At 72.5% G+C, this 18,152-nt stretch carries 14 protein-coding genes; 3 read left to right on the forward strand and 11 right to left on the reverse strand.

Going from position 1 to position 18,152, the window contains the following annotated elements; translation table 11 throughout:
* Positions 1–40: 40 nt before the first annotated feature.
* From rfbB to ACT3T9_RS08115, 4 genes are all read right to left on the reverse strand, one after another.
* Positions 41–1,045, reverse strand: a complete 1,005-nt coding sequence (rfbB, locus tag ACT3T9_RS08100) for a dTDP-glucose 4,6-dehydratase (RefSeq protein WP_444601010.1) — start codon at positions 1,043–1,045, stop codon at positions 41–43.
* Positions 1,042–1,965 carry a glucose-1-phosphate thymidylyltransferase RfbA gene (gene rfbA, locus ACT3T9_RS08105; protein ID WP_444601009.1) on the reverse strand — a complete coding sequence of 308 codons (924 nt, stop codon included), beginning with the start codon at positions 1,963–1,965 and terminating at the stop codon, positions 1,042–1,044. Before rfbA ends, rfbB begins: the two co-directional genes overlap by 4 nt.
* A gap of 129 nt (positions 1,966–2,094) precedes the next feature.
* Complete coding sequence (metE, locus tag ACT3T9_RS08110; RefSeq protein WP_444606277.1) at positions 2,095–4,428, reverse strand: 5-methyltetrahydropteroyltriglutamate--homocysteine S-methyltransferase; 2,334 nt, start codon at positions 4,426–4,428, stop codon at positions 2,095–2,097.
* Entirely contained in the window at positions 4,425–5,363 is a 939-nt protein-coding gene (locus tag ACT3T9_RS08115) for a methylenetetrahydrofolate reductase (protein ID WP_193115767.1), read from the reverse strand. Before ACT3T9_RS08115 ends, metE begins: the two co-directional genes overlap by 4 nt.
* Positions 5,364–5,642: 279 nt before the next feature.
* On the opposite strand from ACT3T9_RS08115, the gene ACT3T9_RS08120 reads away from it, so the two are divergent.
* Positions 5,643–6,089, forward strand: a complete 447-nt coding sequence (locus ACT3T9_RS08120; RefSeq protein WP_193115768.1) for an adenylyltransferase/cytidyltransferase family protein — start codon at positions 5,643–5,645, stop codon at positions 6,087–6,089.
* Between the two features lie 225 nt (positions 6,090–6,314).
* On the opposite strand, the gene ACT3T9_RS08125 is transcribed toward ACT3T9_RS08120, so the two are convergent.
* The 7 genes from ACT3T9_RS08125 to ACT3T9_RS08155 form a co-directional block, all read right to left on the reverse strand.
* Positions 6,315–7,838 carry a sugar transferase gene (locus ACT3T9_RS08125; protein WP_319021458.1) on the reverse strand — a complete coding sequence of 508 codons (1,524 nt, stop codon included), beginning with the start codon at positions 7,836–7,838 and terminating at the stop codon, positions 6,315–6,317.
* A gap of 322 nt (positions 7,839–8,160) precedes the next feature.
* Positions 8,161–9,237 carry a transglycosylase family protein gene (locus tag ACT3T9_RS08130; RefSeq protein ID WP_193115769.1) on the reverse strand — a complete coding sequence of 359 codons (1,077 nt, stop codon included), beginning with the start codon at positions 9,235–9,237 and terminating at the stop codon, positions 8,161–8,163.
* Positions 9,238–9,421: 184 nt separating this feature from the next.
* A complete protein-coding gene (locus ACT3T9_RS08135) occupies positions 9,422–10,213 on the reverse strand; it encodes an ABC transporter ATP-binding protein (protein ID WP_441446241.1) in 792 nt (263 codons plus the stop codon).
* Between the two features lie 4 nt (positions 10,214–10,217).
* Positions 10,218–12,164, reverse strand: coding sequence for an SIP domain-containing protein (locus ACT3T9_RS08140; protein ID WP_319021459.1), 1,947 nt, complete (start codon positions 12,162–12,164; stop codon positions 10,218–10,220).
* A gap of 74 nt (positions 12,165–12,238) precedes the next feature.
* Positions 12,239–13,312, reverse strand: a complete 1,074-nt coding sequence (locus tag ACT3T9_RS08145) for a FecCD family ABC transporter permease (protein WP_319021460.1) — start codon at positions 13,310–13,312, stop codon at positions 12,239–12,241.
* Positions 13,309–14,388, reverse strand: a complete 1,080-nt coding sequence (locus ACT3T9_RS08150) for a FecCD family ABC transporter permease (protein ID WP_193115771.1) — start codon at positions 14,386–14,388, stop codon at positions 13,309–13,311. Before ACT3T9_RS08150 ends, ACT3T9_RS08145 begins: the two co-directional genes overlap by 4 nt.
* Positions 14,385–15,455: an ABC transporter substrate-binding protein gene (locus ACT3T9_RS08155; RefSeq protein ID WP_441446239.1), complete on the reverse strand. Its 1,071-nt coding sequence runs from the start codon at positions 15,453–15,455 to the stop codon at positions 14,385–14,387. Before ACT3T9_RS08155 ends, ACT3T9_RS08150 begins: the two co-directional genes overlap by 4 nt.
* 284 nt (positions 15,456–15,739) lie before the next feature.
* On the opposite strand from ACT3T9_RS08155, the gene ACT3T9_RS08160 reads away from it, so the two are divergent.
* Positions 15,740–16,843: a helix-turn-helix domain-containing protein gene (locus ACT3T9_RS08160; protein WP_441446238.1), complete on the forward strand. Its 1,104-nt coding sequence runs from the start codon at positions 15,740–15,742 to the stop codon at positions 16,841–16,843.
* Positions 16,840–18,132 (forward strand): alpha/beta hydrolase-fold protein, encoded by a 1,293-nt coding sequence (locus tag ACT3T9_RS08165; protein ID WP_193115774.1) that lies wholly within the window; start codon positions 16,840–16,842, stop codon positions 18,130–18,132. The genes ACT3T9_RS08160 and ACT3T9_RS08165 overlap by 4 nt, the downstream gene beginning before the upstream one ends.
* The last annotated feature ends 20 nt before the right edge of the window (positions 18,133–18,152 follow it).

The following is an 18,152-nucleotide window of genomic DNA, read 5'->3' on the forward strand; positions in this document are numbered from 1 at the left end:
TCCTCTCGGTCACGGGCTCGGACCGACGGGGCATCCGTGGTCACTGGCCGGCGAGCTGGTATTTCGCTTCAGTGGCTGCCTTCTGCGGTCGCCACCACTGTTCATTGTCGCGGTACCACAGGATGGTCGCCGCGAGGCCCGCCTCGAAGTCCCGGAACCGCGGGGACCAGTCCAGCTCCTCACGCAGTGCCGTGGCGTCGATCGCGTAGCGCAGGTCGTGGCCGGGGCGGTCGGTGACGTGGTCGTAGTCATCGCTCTCCCGGCCCATCATCTGCAGGATCAGCTCCACGACCTCCTTGTTGCTCTTCTCTCCGTCGGCCCCGATCAGGTACGTCCGGCCGATCTCCCCAGCGTCCAGGATCCGCAGCACCGCGCTGGAGTGGTCCTCGGCATGGATCCAGTCGCGCACGTTCAGCCCCGCGCCGTAGAGGCGGGGCCGGATCCCGTCGATCAGGTTCGTGATCTGGCGGGGAATGAACTTCTCCACGTGCTGGCGGGGGCCGTAGTTGTTCGAGCAGTTCGAGATCGTCGCCGCGACCCCGAACGAGCGCACCCACGCTCTCACCAGAAGATCCGACCCGGCCTTCGTCGCCGAATACGGACTCGACGGGTTGTACGGCGTGGACTCGGTGAAGCGCTGCGGGTCGTCCAGCGCCAGGTCGCCGTACACCTCGTCCGTCGAGATGTGGTGGAACCTGGTGCCGTGCCGTCGCACCGCCTCCAGCAGGGTGAAGGTGCCCACCAGGTTCGTCTGCAGGAACGGCGAGGGATCGGACAACGAGTTGTCGTTATGGGACTCCGCCGCGAAATGCACCACGGCATCGGCCGACGCCACCAGCGGATCCACCACCGCCGGATCGGCCACGTCCCCCACCACCAGCTGCACCCTCTGCGTCGGCAGATCGTCGAGAGAGGCTCGGTGACCGGCGTAGGTGAGCTTGTCCAGCACCGTCACGGTGTCATCGGTATGAGCCACGACGTGGTGCACGAAGGCGGAGCCGATGAAACCGGCACCGCCGGTGACCAGGAGCCGGCGGGCGGTCATGCCGATGCCCGCAGCGCCGCTGCCGAGGGGTGGAGGTGCAGCGGACGGTCCGCGATCTCGCGCTCGAGCGCGTCCAGCAGATAGCGGCCGTATCCGGACTTCATCAGCGGCAGTGCGCGCTCGCGGAGCTCGGCGTCGCTGAGGTAGCCCATGCGCCAGGCGACCTCTTCGGGAGCACCGATGGAGAGGCCCTGCCTCTGCTGCACGGTGCGGATGAAGTCGCCGGCGGCGGCGAGGTCGCCGAAGGTGCCGGTGTCCAGCCATGCCGTGCCGCGGGTGAGCACCTCGACGCTCAGGGCGCCGTCCTCGAGATAGCCGCGGTTCAGGTCGGTGATCTCCAGCTCGCCTCGGGCCGAGGGGGTCAGCGCCTTCGCGCGCTCCACGACCGTCTCGTCATAGAAGTACAGCCCCGGCACCGCGAGGTTGGACCGCGGGACCGTCGGCTTCTCCTCCAGGGAGAGGGCGCGGCCGTCCTCGCTCATCTCCACGACGCCGTAGGCGGTGGGGTCCTTCACCCAATAGCCGAAGACGGCGGCACCCTCGAGATCCTGGTGGCGTCGTAGCTGGGCCCCCATCCCCTGGCCGTAGAAGAGATTGTCGCCGAGCACCAGCGCGGCCTTCTGGCCGTCCAGGAACTCCTCACCGAGAGTGAACGCCTGGGCGAGGCCGTCAGGACTGTGCTGGACCGTGTACTGAAGGTTCACGCCGAAACGCTCTCCGTCGCCGAGCACCCGCCGGAAGGCGGCGCTGTCCTCCGGGGTGGTGATGACCAGGATGTCCCGGATCCCGGCGAGCATCAGTGTGCTCAGCGGGTAGTAGATCATCGGCTTGTCGTGAACCGGCATCAGCTGTTTGGAGACGCCGATCGTCAACGGGTGCAGTCGCGACCCCGTGCCGCCGGCCAGAATGATCCCTCGCATGACGTCAGTATGTCCGATTTGCCCGAAAAGGGGAAGGGGTCGACGGGCACGTCCGAAGGGGAGCTTCCCCCTCGCGCTGACAGGTCCGGCCGGCCCACCTGCGGCGGACCGGCCGGACCCGTCAGGAGCTCAGGCGCCGGCCGGGACCTCCGCGTCGGCGCGCACCTCGCGCACCGCCTGGACGAGGTGACGAAGACTGGCCTCGGTCTCGGAGTAGCCGCGGGTCTTCAGGCCGCAGTCAGGATTGACCCACAGCCGTTCAGGGCCCACCACGGCGCGTGCGCGGCGCAGCTGCTCGGCGATCTCTTCGGCGGCGGGGACGCGCGGGGAGTGGATGTCCCACACCCCGGGGCCGATGCCGCGGGGGAAGGCACCGGGGTCGATGGCTTCGAGGATCTCACCGCGCGAGCGGGCCGATTCGATCGAGGTGACATCCGCGTTCAGGGCGTCGATCGCGCCCACGACCACATTGAACTCGCTGTAGCAGAGGTGGGTGTGGATCTGCGTGGCGGTGTCCACACCGGAGGTCGCGAGGCGGAAGGAGCGCACGGACCAGTCGAGGTAGTCCGCGTGCTGCACCTCCCGCAGCGGGAGCAGCTCGCGCAGGGCGGGCTCGTCGACCTGGACGATGCTGATCCCGGCGGCCTCGAGGTCGGTGACCTCGTCGCGCAGGGCGAGGCCCACCTGGGCGGCGGTGTCCCCGAGGGGCTGGTCATCGCGCACGAAGGACCAGGCCAGGATGGTGACGGGGCCGGTGAGCATGCCCTTGACGGGGCGCGGGGTGAGCGACTGGGCGTAGGTCGCCCAGCCCACCGTGATGGGCGCGGGACGGTGCACGTCGCCGAACAGGATCGAGGGGCGGGTGCAGCGGGAGCCGTAGGACTGCACCCAGCCGTGCTCGGTGGTCGCGAAGCCCTCGAGGTTCTCGGCGAAGTACTGCACCATGTCGTTGCGCTCGGGCTCGCCGTGCACCAGGACGTCCAGCCCCAGCTCCTCCTGAAGGGTGATCACGCGCGCGATCTCCTCCTTCATGGCCTGCTCATAGCCGGCATCGTCCAGAGTGCCCTTGCGGTGGGCGGCACGGGCGGCACGCACCTCCCCCACCTGCGGGAAGGAACCGATGGTGGTGGTGGGCAGGTCCGGCAGGCCGAGGGCCTGACGCTGGGCCTCGGCCCGCTCCTCGTAGGCGACGCGCTCGGTGTCCGCGGACGTGACGGCGGCGGCGCGCTCGCGCACGGAGGGCACCTGCACGCCGTCGAAGGCGCGCGGCACGGAGCGCGGCCCATCGACCGCTCCGGGCTCGATGCCGCCGGCGGCGAGGGTGACGATCTCGATGATCTTCTCGTCGGCGAAGGCAAGGGTGGCCACGAGCTCGGCAGACAGCGAGGTCTCGAGCTCGAGCGTGTGCGGGACGTGCTGGAGGGACACGGAGGTCGACACGGAGATCGCGTCGGCCGCTCCCCCGGCCTCGGTGACGCGGCGGCGCAGCTCGGCCAGGCGGGCAGCGGCCGTCGGCAGCTCGGTGCGCCACACGGAGCGTCCCTCGACGAGGCCCGCGACCAGCTGCGTGGAGCCGATCCCGGCAAGCTGCTGAGCGCTGGGCAGCTCTCCGCGGGTGAGGTCGAGGTGCACAGCTTCGGCGCCGGTGGCGAGCAGCGCGGGCAGCAGATCGCCGATGCCTCCGTAGGGGGTGGTGACCAGCAGCTGCGGACGCGGCACCGTCTCGACGAGGCGGCCGATGGAGCGCTGCAGCGCGTCGGCGAGCTCGGGCTGGGCCAGGCGCTGATCGGCGGCGAGGGCGGGCTCGTCGAGCTGCACCCAGCCGGCGCCGGCGGTGTGCAGCGCATTCAGGAGCTCGGCGTACACGGCGACGACATCGTCCAGGCGGTCTAGCGGGTCGAAGCCCTCGGGCGCGCCGTCCTGCGCCTTGGCCAGCAGGAGCAGGGTCAGCGGACCCACCAGCACGGGACGGGTGCCGGTGCCGTCCTCGAGGGACTCGGTGAACAGGTCGACGATCCGGGTGGAGGCGAGATGGAGGTCGGTATCGGGGCCGATCTCGGGCACCAGGTAGTGGTAGTTGGTGTCGAACCACTTGGTCATCTCCAGCGGCGGCTGCTCCGCGGTGCCACGGGCGAGGGCGAAGAGCCCGTCGTCGTCGATCGTGCCGTCCGCACCCAGCACGGAGGCGAAGCGGTCCGGGATGATCCCGACGGCGAGCGCGGCGTCGAGCACCTGGTCGTAGAGGGAGAACGACTCGGGCGCGGCGCCGGCGGCGTCGAGGCCCAGCTCGGCCAGGCGCGCGCGGGTGGCGCGGCGCAGCTCGCGGGTGCGGCGGGCGAACTCGGCGTGGTCGATGCGCCCTGCCCAGTAGGCCTCCTCGGCCTTCTTCAGCTCTCGGGCGGGGCCGATGCGGGGGTAGCCGACGGGGGTGGCGGCGGGCAGCGGGGCGATCTGAGCGGTCATCGGGTCTCTCCTTGGGTGGTGGACCAGCGGTCCAGGTCGAGGTGATCGAGCACGTCGAGCGCGTCGCCGTGCGAGTTGAAGGTGTAGAGGTGCACGCCGGGGGCCCCGGCGTCGAGCACCCGACGGGCGAGGTCGACGGTGAAGCGCACGCCGATGCGGCGTCGCTCGACCTCGTCGGAGGCGATCTCCAGCTGGTGGAGGAGGTCGCGGGGCGCTTCGACACCGCTGATCGCGGCGAGGCGCTCGAGGCGGCGCGGGTTGGTGGCGGGCACGAGGCCGGGCACGATCGGCATCCGGATCCCCGCCTCGCGCGCCCGGGCGAGCAGACCGCAGTAGACGGAGGCATCGAAGAACACCTGGGAGATGGCGAAGTCCGCGCCTGCCCGCTCTTTGGCGACCAGCACCTCGGTGTCGTGGCTGGTGGTGGGTGATTCGGGATGACGATGCGGATAGGCGGCCACGCCGATGCTCACGCGGCCGCCGGCGAGGGTGGCGGTGCGCTCGTGCTCGATGGTGCGGATCAGCTCCACCAGGGGCCGCGCGAAGGGGATCTCGTCGTCCTCGAGGCTGTGCCCCTCGGACTGGTCGCCGCGCAGTGCGAGGATGCCGCGCACGCCGCGGTCCAGCAGCGCGTGGATGATCGTGGAGAGCTGCGCCCGGGTGGAGCCGATCGAGGTGAGGTGCACCAGGGGCCGCAGGCTGGTCTCGGCCAGCACGTGCTCGGTGACTTCGATGACGCGCGCGAGATTGCCGTGACGAGCACGGCTGGTCACCGAGACGTAGTCGGGTCCCGTCGCCTCGAGCTGCGCGATGGTCTCGCGCAGCCGCTCGAAGGACACATCGCTCCGCGCCGGGAACAGCTCGTAGCTGAGCGCAGGACGATGGCGCACCGGGGCGGTGCGCTCGAGCTCGGGCAGCGTCGTGGTAGCGGACATGACCGGAAAGCTACGAGCCTCCCGCGATCGCGGGAAAGAAAGATGTGCGCCTATGAACATCCTCGGCGAGCTGGTTCTCGCAGAGTCGCGCGGGTTCATACAGGACGCCGCAGAGCGTCATCCGGAGACTCATTCAGCCGCGCTGGTGCTGCGTCCGGCATGCCAGACCTTCCCCACGAATCGCGATGTCCGATTTACCCCTTTTTCCCTTTATGCCGGGTAGACTTGGGGGATGACCGGCACCTCAGCAATGTCGGCGGGACGGACCGGGAGGTCACTATGCGGATCGGATACGCAGCAGGAGCGTTCGACCTCTTCCATGTGGGGCACCTGAATCTGCTCCGCCGTGCCAAGCAGCACTGCGATGTGCTGATCGCCGGCGTGGTGAGCGACGAAATGCTGCGCGAGGTCAAGGGCATCGAGCCCGTGATCCCCACCGGAGAGCGTGCCGAAATCGTGCGCAACCTGCGCTTCGTGGATCGGGTCTACGTGGAGACCACCCCGTCGAAGCTCGATGCCTGGCGAGACATGCGCTTCACGCACTTCTTCAAGGGCGACGACTGGCGCGGCACCCCCAAGGGGCTCCTGCTGGAGGAGCAGTTCGCCGAGGTGGGGGTCGAGGTGCGATACCTCCCCTACACCGTCCACACCTCCAGCACCGCCCTGCGGCGGGCGCTCGCCGCGATCACCGCCTCCGCTGAGCTCCAGTCAGCCGGAGTCAGCTGAATCCTCCGACCAGCACTCCGCAGCATCCGGGACCCCGGTGATGACATGTTCATCACCGGGGTCCCCTTCCTCCGCACATGAGACGCTCGAGCCCCTTCGGGAGCCGCCGGCACCGTCGCCCACTCCCCCCGGCCCAGCCCTGCTCAGGACAGCGGAACGCCCCCGCATGAGGGCTCAGCACTTCCCTCACGCGAGGGCGTCACCCCGCCCCGGGGAAAGCGTCGCTCAGTACGCCCCTCGGGAGGCCAGCACGGCGCGCGCAGTGCGCACCAGGATCAGGAGGTCCTGCATGAAGGACCAGTTGTCGACGTAGAACAGATCCAGTCGAACGGTGTCATCCCAGGAGAGGTCGCTGCGACCGGAGACCTGCCAGAGCCCGGTGATCCCGGGCCGCACGGCCAGGCGCCGGTGCGCGTCCCCGTCATACCCGCTGACCTCCTGGGGCAGGGCGGGCCGCGGGCCGACCAAGCTCATGTCACCCCGCAGCACGTTCCACAGCTGGGGCAGCTCGTCGAGGGAATAGCGGCGCAGCAGCTTGCCCACCCGGGTGATGCGGGGGTCATCGGACATCTTGAACAGCACGTCGTTGCCGCGGTCGCGCGCGAGCTGCTCGAGCTCGGCCCGGCGGGCCTCCGCATCGACCACCATGGAGCGGAACTTCAGGAACTCGAAGGGTTCGCCGGTGCGGCCCACGCGCTGCTGACGGAAGATGACCGCGCCGCCATCGCCGAGGTGCACGAAGAGTGCCACGATGAGGAGCACCGGCGCCAGGATCAGCAGCAGCAGAGCGCTCGCGGCGATGTCGAACAGCCGCTTGCTCCAGCGCAGCGCCTTGCGGGCGCGCGGCAGGTCCATGTGCACCAGCGGGAGTCCGGCCACAGGCCGCATCCGGATCCGGTCGCCCGAGATCTCGCTGATGCCCGGGACCACGATGACTCCGACCTCGATCCCTTCGAGCTCCCAGGCGACGCGACGGAACTCCTCGGCGCTCGCCGACGAGCCGGCGGTGAACAGCACGACGTCAGGCTGCTGCGCGCGCACCAGATCCAGCAGCTGGGACTCGTCGCCGAGGATCGGCACGCCGGCGCCCTCGCCGCGGCGCGCATCGCTGATCGGGGTGATGGCACCGACCACGTCGTAGCCCAGCCAGACCTCTCGGGTCAGGGTGCGCACGATGCCGCGCACATGCCCGGTGGAGCCGACCACGAGCACCTGCGAGCGCAGGTGCCCCCGGGCGCGGGCAACGTTCACGCAGCGCCGGGCCAACACCCGTACCAGCAGCAGGAGCAGGGGACCCACCAGGAACAGGGCGACGAAGTAGGGGCGGGAGAGCGGGATATCCGCAAGGAAGAGCACCGCACCGGTGAGCCCCACCGCTCCGAGGCTTCCCACCAGCACGTTGCGGTAGATCTCGGGTCCAGCGGACACCAGTCGGGGGTTCGACGCGCCGGAGATCAGAATGGCGAGCATCCAGGCGGTGGCGATCACCACCGATGTGCGCACCACGTAACCGGAGAGGTTCGGAGCGGAATCCAGGAACGCGAGGTTCTGCCGGATCAGGACCGCGATCACGCAGGCCACCGCGAGCGCCAGGAGGTCCGCCGCGACGATCATGGAGACGACCAGGCGGTCATCGCTGCGGTCCTTGCGGCGAGGACGCGCGGACCAGGTGGAGGCTCGCAGCGGAGATCGACCGCCGAGCAGAGGGACCGAGGGTCCAGCAGCTTTGACTGTCTGCGGTAATGCCACGTGCACCTCTCAGCGATCGGAGCCGGGATGGAGCGGTCAGGCCCAGCACCGGGAGCGGGTCCGTCCGCACCATCGCGACCCACACCCATCTGATGTCCGTTTTGCCCTGCTTGTCCGGCTTGTCTGAAATGCGACTATACCTCTCCTCGTGGAGGAATGGGAGATGCACTGCACTCTGCGCCGCGAGGAGACCCCTCGGAACGAGGGGTTACGGCCACAGGGACGTCCTGGAAAGAGACAGCACGACGCAGCGCGCCAACCCCGAAGGGTCGGCGCGCTGCGTCAGGTGTCGGAGCTGAGCGGGGCTCCCGCCTGCGGCGGCTCAGCCGTTGAGGTGCTCCTGCAGCGCCTTCACGGTGGAGTAGCTGGTGCGGAAGTCCCACACGCCGTTGCTGCCGTGGCCGATCGCGGCACGGAGCTTCGCCGTCGTCTCGGCGCCGATCTTCCCGTCGGCGGTGGCACCGATCTTGGACTGCAGGGCCTTGATGTCGGCGGTCGAGAGCGAGCCGTCCTGGCTCACGCCCACCCAGGCCTCGAGCGCACGGGTGGTGGCCGGACCGAACTTCCCGTCCACGACGAGTGCGCCGCTGCTCGGCGCCGAGGGAGCCGGGGCGGTCGGTGCCGAGGGCGCGGGGGCGCTCGCGGCCGGAGCTCCGCTGTTGAGGAAGGACTGGAGCGCCTTCACGGTCGCGTAGTTCGAGCGGAAGTCCCAGGCGCCGTTGCCGCTCAGGCCCATCGCCGCACGGAGCTTGGTGGTGGTCTCGGCGCCGATCTTCCCGTCGGCGGTGGCACCGACCTTGGACTGCAGCGCCTTGATGTCGGCGGTCGAGAGCGAGCCGTCCTGGCTCACGCCCACCCAGGCCTCGAGCGAGCGGGTGGTCGCCGCCCCGAACTTGCCGTCGACCGCGAGTGCGCCGGGGCTGGTGCGCACGTCGTCGCGGGAGGCCGAGTCCTCGCGGCCGCCGGGCTGGGCGTTCGCATCCGCGCCACCGTTGGACCTGGTGAGACCTGCCCGCTTGCCGCAGGTGGGCCACGCTCCGGGGCCCTGCTCATGCAGGGTGCGCTGGGCGATGGCGATCTGCTCGGACTTCGTGGCCTGGTTCGCCTGGCTCGCGAACTCGTGGCCGCCGAAGGCCTTCCAGGTGGAAGGGGAGAACTGGAGCCCTCCGTAGTAGCCGTTGCCCGTGCTGATCGACCAGTTGCCGCCGGACTCGCACTGGGCGACCTTGTCCCAGACACCGGTATCGGCGGTGGCGACCCCGGCCCCGGAGATGCCCAGGCCGGCCGCGATCACGGCGCCGCCGGTCGCGGCCGCCATCTTCGGGGCCACGCGGAGGCCGTGGAAGTACACCGCGGAGCCGTCGGCACGATGGGTGGGGACACGGGCGGGTGCAGGCATTCGGGGGCTCCTGAGGACGGCCACGGGGGAAGGGGCGGGGAAGAGTGCGGCCGACGACGGGCGTCGACCCTCCCCCACCGTGCCCGTCCCACCAGCACTTCCGGTCAGTTCGATGCCAAGTCCGAGCCATTGTTTGGTGAAACTTTTACCGAGAATGGCACCTCGGAGAATGACACCCGGGGAATTATCGAGTACAAACCGTCGGGACCACCATGGGGGTGCCGGAGGCGGGATCGGGCACCACGAGGCAGTCCAGCGAGAAGACGTCCCGCAGCAGCGCGGGGGTGACCACGTCCTGCGGTGCCCCGGTGGTCACCACCTCGCCCTCGTGCATCACCACCAGGTCGGTCGCGTAGCGCGCGGCCTGGTTGAGGTCGTGGAGGACCACGACGAGGGTGCGCCCGTGCTCGTGGAAGCCCCGCAGCAGCTCGAGCAGCTCGTACTGGTGGGCGATGTCGAGGAAGGTGGTCGGCTCGTCCAGCAGCATCAGCTCGGTCTCCTGTGCGAGCAGCATCGCCACCCAGACCCGCTGCCGCTGGCCACCGGAGAGCTCGTCCACGAGGCGGTCGGCGAGCTCGACGGTGCGGGTGGCGGCCAGGGCGCGCTCGACGGCGGCGTCGTCCTCGTCAGTCCAGCGGCGCACCAGGCTGCGATGCGGGAACCGACCCCGCGAGACGAGGTCGACGACGGTGATCCCGTCGGGGGCGAGCGCGGTCTGGGGCAGCAGACCCAGCCGGCGGGCGACGTCCCGGGCGCGCAGGCGGTGCAGATCCTTCCCGTCCAGCACGATGCGGCCCGCCGACGGGGTCAGCACCCGCGCGAGCGACCGCAGCAGCGTCGACTTGCCGCAGGCGTTGGGGCCGAGGATCACGGTGAAGGAGCCGGGCCGGATCTGCAGGTCGAGGTCGCGTGAGATCGCCCGCTCGCCGTAACCGAGGGTCACCTGCTCGACGCCGAGCACCGGGCGTTGCCCCACGGGTTCAGGCGAGGACGCGGACATCGAACCCCCATCCCACGCTCGAGGCCGAGACGACCTCGAGACCGGCCCGGCGCACCAGCTCGTCGCGCTCGGCGCGGGTGCGCAGCCCCGCTTCGCCCCGGGCGAACGCGAGCAGATCGTCCTCGCACTCGTGCTCGTCCAGCGCCTCGTCCTCGAGCGCCTCGCCCACCAGCACCACGCGCCCGCCGCCGCAGGCCGCCCTTGCGGCGCGCAGCACCGCGATCGCGGCATCGTCCGGATAGCGGTCCAGCAGGTCCACCAGGAGATGAGCGTCCGCCGGGCTCGGCGACGGGGCGAACAGCCCCTGCTCCTCGACGGTGACGGCGGCGCCGGCGAGCCGTTCGCGCATCGCCTCGGCGTCCGTCGGATCCACCAGCACCGACAGCTCTGCCGCAGGTCGCGCACGGCGCAGGGCAAGGGCGATCTCGTCGGCCCCACGCCCCGAGATCCGCAGCGCGGACCAGTCGGCGAGCGCCTCCGCCTCCGCGAGCGGGCCGGCCAGGAAGACGGCACGGTCGGCCTCCGCCCGCAGCCGGTCCTGCCGCCGCTGGTGCCGGGTCGACGCCTCGACGATGCCGAGCCCCTCCAGCACCTGCTCGACGTCGGCGCCGACTCCGGTGCGCACGGCACGCAGCAGGCCGAGGATCGCGAGCTGCTCGAGCCCGTGGGGGCCGTCCAGCCGCAGGCGGTCCTCGTACCATTCGTCGCTCATCTCGAGCCCGCGGGCGGTGAAGACCCAGCACCAGGTGCCGGATGCCTCCCTGTCACGCCTGTCACGCTGCACGATCCCGATGGCCTCGAGATAGCGCAGCAGATGCGACAGACCGCTCTCGGAGCAGCCGCTGCGTGCGGCGAGCTCGGCGGTGGTCGCCGGGCCGTCGGCGAGGTGGGAGCCGAGGCCGATCGTGGCGGCGATCCGCAGCGCCATCGGGCCCACCAGCTCGGCGGCGTGGAGCAGATCCTCGTCCTCCTGGGGCTCGGCCCCGGGGGCCGACTCCTCCGGACCGGTCGCGGCCGCCGCAGCCGTCGCGACCTTCTCGATGGAGCCGTCGCCCGACGGCTCGGCACCCCCGGGGAGGGCTCCGCCGGTGGCCTCCGCGGGGCCCGAGGAGTCCGCGGCGGCGGGCCGGCGCCAGTACCCGGTGACGTCGAGCTGCTCGGGGTCGAGCTGCTTCTCACGGCGCAGCCAGCGGCGGAGCGGGGCGAGGGTCAGAGCCTCCCCCGCCGCCCAGGCGAACACCGTGCCCGGCCACCAGGGGGCGGCGCGGACGGCGTCGAACAGGAGGCTGGTGGACCCCGCCGGGGCGCCCTCGCGCACCAGCCAGGTGAGCTCCACCCCCTCCGGCACCGTCAGCTCCTGACGGTGCGAGTCCTCCCCCACCTCGACGAACACCTGCGCCCGTGCCCCCTCGGGGAACTCCTCGAGCCAGCGGCCGATCGCCGGCAGCGCGGTCTCGTCGCCCACGATCAGCGACCAGTCCGCCCCGCGGGGATGGGTGCCGGACATCTTCGGGCCGGCGATCTGCACGCTGTCCCCGACCTGCACCGTGCGCGCCCAGGCCGCTGCGGGCCCGTCCCCGTGCAGCACCAGGTCCACGTCCAGCTCCTGAGCGCCCTGGTCCCAGCGCCGAGCGGTGTAGGTGCGGGAGATCAGGTGAGGGTGGCGCGGCCAGTCGAGCACGCCGTCGAGCTGCGCGGGCACCAGGGCGACGGGCTCCTCGGGATGGCGCAGGAACAGCTTGAACTCGTCGTCGAAGCCGTCGGAGCGGAAGGCCTGCACGCGGTGGCCGGAGGGGGCGGTGTGCGCCGCCAGGCCGGGGCCGCCCAGGGTGACGCGGCGCATCGCCGGGGTCACGTCGACGGCGGCGCGCACCACCAGCTCGCGGGTGGTGATGGGGTAGAAGGTCCAGTCTCGCAGGGAGCGCACAGGGGTTCCTCTCGAACGGGGCGGGGTCAGGGATCGGCAGGGGCAGGGCGGGAAGGGAGGCGCAGGGGCGGGGGTCAGGGGCGCCGTCGGCGCCTCTCGCGCAGGATCAGATGGAGCAGGTAGCAGCCGCCGACCACGACGGTCACCAGGCCCACGGGCACCGGCTGGGGCAGGGCGTGCTGGCCCACCAGGTCGGCGGCGCCCAGCAGCACCGCGCCCAGCAGGGCGGTGGGCACGAGCGGGGCATCGCCCTGTCCCGCGAGGCGCCGGACGATCTGGGGCGCCACCAGGGACACGAAGGCGATCGGCCCGCAGGCCGCAGTGACCACGGCGGTCAGCGCCACGCCCGCGACCACGGCGACGGCCCAGACGCGCCGCCTCACCACCCCGTGAGCGAGGGCGACATCGTCGCCCAGCTCGAGCTCCCGCAGGGCCGGGGCGACGGTCGCGACGAGGGCGAGCAGCAGGCCGATGGCGAGCGTGCCCCACCGCAGCATGGTCGTGTCGACGCTCGCGAGGGACCCGGCTCCCCAGATCGCGGCGCCGAGGGCGATCTCGCGCCGCGCGACCAGCAGCAGATAGGAGTTCAGCGCGCCGAGCATGGAGGAGACCGCGATGCCGACGATGATCAGGCGGAAGCCCTGCATCCCGCGGCGGTGGGCGAGCACATAGATCACCAGCGCCGTGGCGATGCCGCCGGTGATCGCCCCGGCCGCGACCTGCAGGTAGCCACCGCCGAGCACGAGCAGCACCAGCAGCGCCCCGGTGTACGAGCCGGTGGAGAAGCCGATGATGTCGGGGCTGGCCAGGGGATTGCGGGTGAGGGACTGGAACACGGCGCCGGAGACGGCGAGCGCGGCGCCGAACACGAGGGCGGCGAGGGCTCGCGGGAGGCGCCAGTCCCGGACGATGACCGTGGTGATCTCGTCGCCCCGCCCGGCGAGCGCAGCGAACACCTGCTGCCCGGAGAGGCGGTAGTCCCCGAGCATCAGGGCGAGCAGGCTCACCACGGCCCCCGTCAGCAGCAGCACGGCGGACAGGCGCAGCGCCCGGCGCTCGAGGCGGAGCCGCACCGGGCCCAGGGCGAGGTGGAGGAAGCGGTCCCGGTGCGCCGAGAGCACGGCCGGGCGGCGGTCGAGGTCGGTCACAGCCCGCTCAGCCTCCTGCGCGCGCGCACCAGCACGATCAGCACCGGGGCGCCGACGAAGGCGGTGACCACCCCGGCGGGCATCTCCGCGGGCGCCACCAGGACACGTCCGAGCACGTCCGCGGCCAGCAGCAGCACGGCACCGCCGAGGGCGCTCAGCGGCAGCAGCCGCACCTGGTCCGGGCCCACGCACCAGCGGATCACGTGCGGCACCATCAGCCCCACGAAGCCGATCGGGCCGCAGATCGCCACCGCGCTCCCGGCCAGCAGGGTGATCGCCGCGATCACCGCGACGCGCACGGCGCGCACGGGCACGCCGTGGGCGATGGCCACCTCGTCCCCGAGCGCGAGGGCGTTCAGCGAGCCGGCGCAGGCCAGGGCCAGCAGCCCTCCGAGGCCGAGATACGGGAGCATCGGCAGCAGGTGGGCGGTGCCGCGGTTCTCGAGGGTGCCCACCGTCCAGGAGCGCATGGCGTCGAAGGTGTCGGGATCGGCGAGGGTCACCATCCCGGTGATGCCGCTGAGCACGGCGCCGAGGGCGAGGCCCGCCAGCACCAGGCGCAGCGGGTCGGGGCCGGAGCGGCCGGTCGCGCCGATGAGGTGCACCGCGACGGTGGTGAGCAGCGCGCCGGCGAAGGCGAACCAGGCATAGCCGCTGATGCCCACCACGCCCGTGAGGGCGATGCCGAGGGTGACGGAGAAGGCGGCGCCCGCGTCGACCCCGAGGATGCCGGTGTCGGCGAGAGGGTTGCGGGTCAGGGCCTGCACGAGCGCCCCCGCGACACCGAGGGCGGCGCCGACGGCGAGGGCGGTCAGGCTGCGCGGCACCCGCATGGACAGCACGATGTAGCGCTCGTCGGGATCCACGACGAGTTCCACCCCCAGCTCAGCGCGCAGCACGTCCAGGACGGCCACCTCCCGCGCCCCGACCGCGATCGAGCAGGCCACAGCCAGCAGCAGCAGGACGACCAGCGCCGCTGCGGTGAGGCCGACGGCCCGCCGACCGCGGCGGCGGGCCGGCCGAGCTGGGGCACCGCGGTGCGGCCGTCCCGGCGCCGCCGTGGTCGCCGTGCTCACCCGAGGACCGGCGCGACGGCCTCGGAGAACTTCGCGACCGTCCAGGGGGTCGAGAGCGCATTGGGGTAGTCGAAGCCCCAGGCGATGGGGAGGGTGCCGTCCTCGTCGGGCTCGATGATCGCGACCCGTCCCTCCTGCACGGCCGGCAGGGACTGGTACAGCTGGTTGGCCTCGAGCCACGCCTGTGCCTCCTCGGGCGTGCCGTGGCCTCCATGCTGGGCGATCACCACGAGATCCGCCTCGATCATGTCCAGGTTCTCGAGGCTGACGTCGCCCTGGGCGGCGGCGAGGGCGTCGGCCTGCGGCTGCGGGGCGAAGCCCCAGGACGTGGCGACCTCCTCGACGACGGAGCCGGTGTAGTTCGAGACGGAGATGCCGGCCTGCTCGCCGCGGTTGAGCACGAAGGAGAGGGTGGTGCCCTGCCATTCGGGGTGGGCGGCAGCGGTGTCCACGGCGAGCTGCTCGGTCTCCTCGACGACGCGCTCGGCGGTCTGCGCGAGGTCGAGGGCGAGGCCGACCCGACGGATCACGTCCCGCCAGTCGTACTCCCAGGACTCCTGGTCCTCGTAGGACTCCATGGTCAGGACCGGGGCGATCTGCGCGAGCCGCTCGAAGTCCTGGTCGAGGCTGCCGTAGGTGGTCGCGACGATGAGATCGGGGGCGGCGGCGAGGAGCTGCTCGAGGGGCAGGCCGGCATCGGCCCAGATGTCGTACTCCTCGACCTCGTGGCCCTCCATCGCCTCGCGCTGCCACGGGGTCCAGATCTCATCGGTGATCACCGGGAAGGCGCCGAGGGCGAGCACGGCCTCGAGGTCCTGGATGCCGGAGACGACCGCGATCCGGGAGGGACGCTCCTCGAGGGTGGTGGTGCCGAAGGGGGAGACCAGCTCGAGCGGGTAGGTGGTGGCGCCCTCACCGGCGGGCACGCGCGAGGCGTCCGGGGCGGCGGCGTCCTCCGCGGCCGCGGCGTCTCCGTCGGCGCCGGTGCCGCAGGCGGCGGCGAGGCCGCCGAGTCCGGCGGCGCCGAGGGCGGTGAGGGCATGACGGCGGGTGAGGTGCAGGGGCACGATGGGTCCTTCGCTCGAGAGGGTGCGCTGGGCGGCGGTCGACGCGCAGCCCCTAGTAAGGTAAGCCTCAGCTACATCGGTGGGACCACACGGAGGAGGCCATCACGTATCCGATCGCGACACCGGACCGCGGCGGCGCAGCGGCGACCACCCTGCCGCGCACCGTGCGCCTCCGCCCGCGCGTGCACGCCGAGGCCGATCTGGTGCTGTGGTGCCGCACCGGGTGCGCGCGCGTCGGAGTGTCCGACGCAGTGCCCGGTGCAGAGGAGGCACGCCCTCTCGCGGTGCCTGCCGACAGCGCCCTGCTGCTCCGCGCGGGGCAGCGGCACACCGTCGAGGTCCCCGCCGGGACGCTCCTGCATCCCGTCTTCCTGCCGCCGCGCGGCGCGCCCGGGACCGGTTCGCCGACAGGGAGCCCGGTGGTCGAGGTGGACCGGGGCCTCGCGGCCGCGCTGCTGGCGCTCTCCGTGGCGGGCACGACGGATCTGCGCCCCGCGGAGTCCCGCCTGCGGGCACTCGGAGAGGCGGTCCGCTCGCGGATGGCCGGCGGGGCCTCGCACCGGATGCGCCCTCCTCCCACCTCGCACATCGAATGGGTCACCAACCGGGACGAGCACGTGCTGGTGATCGCCGCCTTCGGGCCGGCCACCGTGATGGTCCGCGATGTGGCCGGGGGCTGCGCCGCGGTGGACCTGGCCGAGCACATGGCGCTCGCGGTGCCGCCGGGGGTGCCGCACCGGATCCTCACCCGGGAGGCGGGTGTCGCTCTGCCCGTGTTCCATCACGGGACCGGGCTCTCCCTCGACGGGGCGGAGGGGCGCATCGAGCTCATGTACCTGCCGGCGCGGACGCGGCTGCGCGCGGAGCATCATGCGGTCGCCGGCTCTTCGGCGCTGCGACCTCCGGGCTTCGACGAGACCGCGCTGCCGCGAGCGCTGGCCGGCCTCGTGCAGCGCACCGGCGTGCTGCGCCTCGACGGCGGCGCCCCGGCACCGGTGGACCTGCTGCGCGAGCGGGTGATCCGGGACCCGGCCGGGAGCTGGTCGCCGGCGACCTGGGAGCGTCTGGAGGGCGGCGCGACCGCGCCCTGCCCCCACCGTCGCACGCTCGAGCGCGCCGTCCGGGAGGCGACCGGCACCGGGTTCGTGAGCTGGCGGAACCAGGTGCGGGCGGAGCAGGCGGAGGATCTGCTCGCCGCCGGGATGCCGGTGAAGACGGTGGCCCGACGCATGGGCTTCGCCCACGCCAGCGGCTTCTCCCGCGCCTTCCGCCAGGTCACGGGTGCCGCCCCGGAATCGGTGACCCGCAGGACCGTCCCCGGGGATCTCGCACCGCCCCTCCCCCCTCCCGTCCCGCCCTGGCGGGCCCAGACCAGGAGCCGCCCATGACCCCCGCGACCGAGGACCAGCTGTTCCCCGCCGAGCTGTGGGAGCCGCTGCCCCGTCCTCCCGGACGCGAGGAGCCGACGCCGATCCGTCGGCGCGACGACACCGCGCACGGCAGCGCGCACGGCAGCGCGCACGACGCCGCTGACGGGGCGGGTCCGCACCTGCTCCGGCGCGAGGGCGAGGGCGCCCTGGTGCGCATCCGCCACACCGCAGAGGCGGCGAGCGCGGTGGCGCTGCAGGCGAGCGGCTGGTGGCACCCTTCCCCGGCGGATGCCTGCGAGCTGCGGCCGCAGGGGAACGGCCGCTGGGAGGGCGTGTTCGAGGTCCCCGCGGACTGGCGTGCGAGCTATGGGTTCGCAGTGCACCGCGGGCCCGGCGAGCCGCCGTGGCGCAGCGCCGGCATGAAGGCACCCGGCGTGGAGGTGGTGCCCGACCCGGGGAACCCGCGCCGGCACCGGGCCGGACGCGGCGGGGCGGCGCGCTCGGTCATCGCGCTCCCCGACGACGCACCCTTCGCGCCGAGCGCCGCGGAGACGGAGGGTCCCGGCCCCCGGGTGCTCCCGCTCGCCTCCCCGAGCGACGGGCCGCGCACCCGGTGGTGGGCCTCGCGCCCGGGGGACGCGGGCTGCGAGGGCCTCGACCCCGAAGCTCCGCTGCCCCTGCTCATCCTCACCGACGGCGCGCAGCACGTGGAGCATCTGGACACGCCGACGCTGCTCGCCCGAGGCGTCGCCGCCGGGGTGCTGCCGCCGCTGGCTGCGGTGTTCGTGGACTCCGGACCACAGCGCGGCGAGGTGCTCGGGGTACCCGGCGGGCATGCCCGGTGGATCGCGGAGCAGCTGGTGCCCTCCCTGCGTGCGTACGGTCTCGGCACGGGCCGGGGACGCGCGCGCGTGCTCGTCACCGCCGATCCCGCACGCACGATCGTCACCGGCTCCAGCTTCGGCGGCCTCACCGCACTCTTCGCCGTGGCCCGCGCCCCGCAGCTGATCGGGGCGGTGATCGCGCAGTCGGTCTCGCTGTGGCGCTATCCCGCGGGCGCCCTGACCGCGCCGCTGCTGCGCGCAGCCGCGCGCAGCACGTCGGGACCGCTGCGGCTGCGGCTCCAGGTGGGCCGGTACGAGGGGGACATGCCCGCCCGCTCCCGAGCGCTGCACGAGGGACTCGTCACCGGCGCCGCGCAGCACGGCACCGCCCTGGACGTCACCCTGGACGCACACAGCGGCGGCCATGACTGGGCCTGGTGGCAGCCGACGATGCTCCATGAGGTCGCCGCGCTGCTGCGCTGAGCACGCCGGGCCTTCCCGAT

The sequence above is a fragment of the Brachybacterium sp. AOP29-B2-41 genome, assembly GCF_052378395.1.
In the GTDB taxonomy this organism is placed as follows: Bacteria; Actinomycetota; Actinomycetes; order Actinomycetales; family Dermabacteraceae; genus Brachybacterium.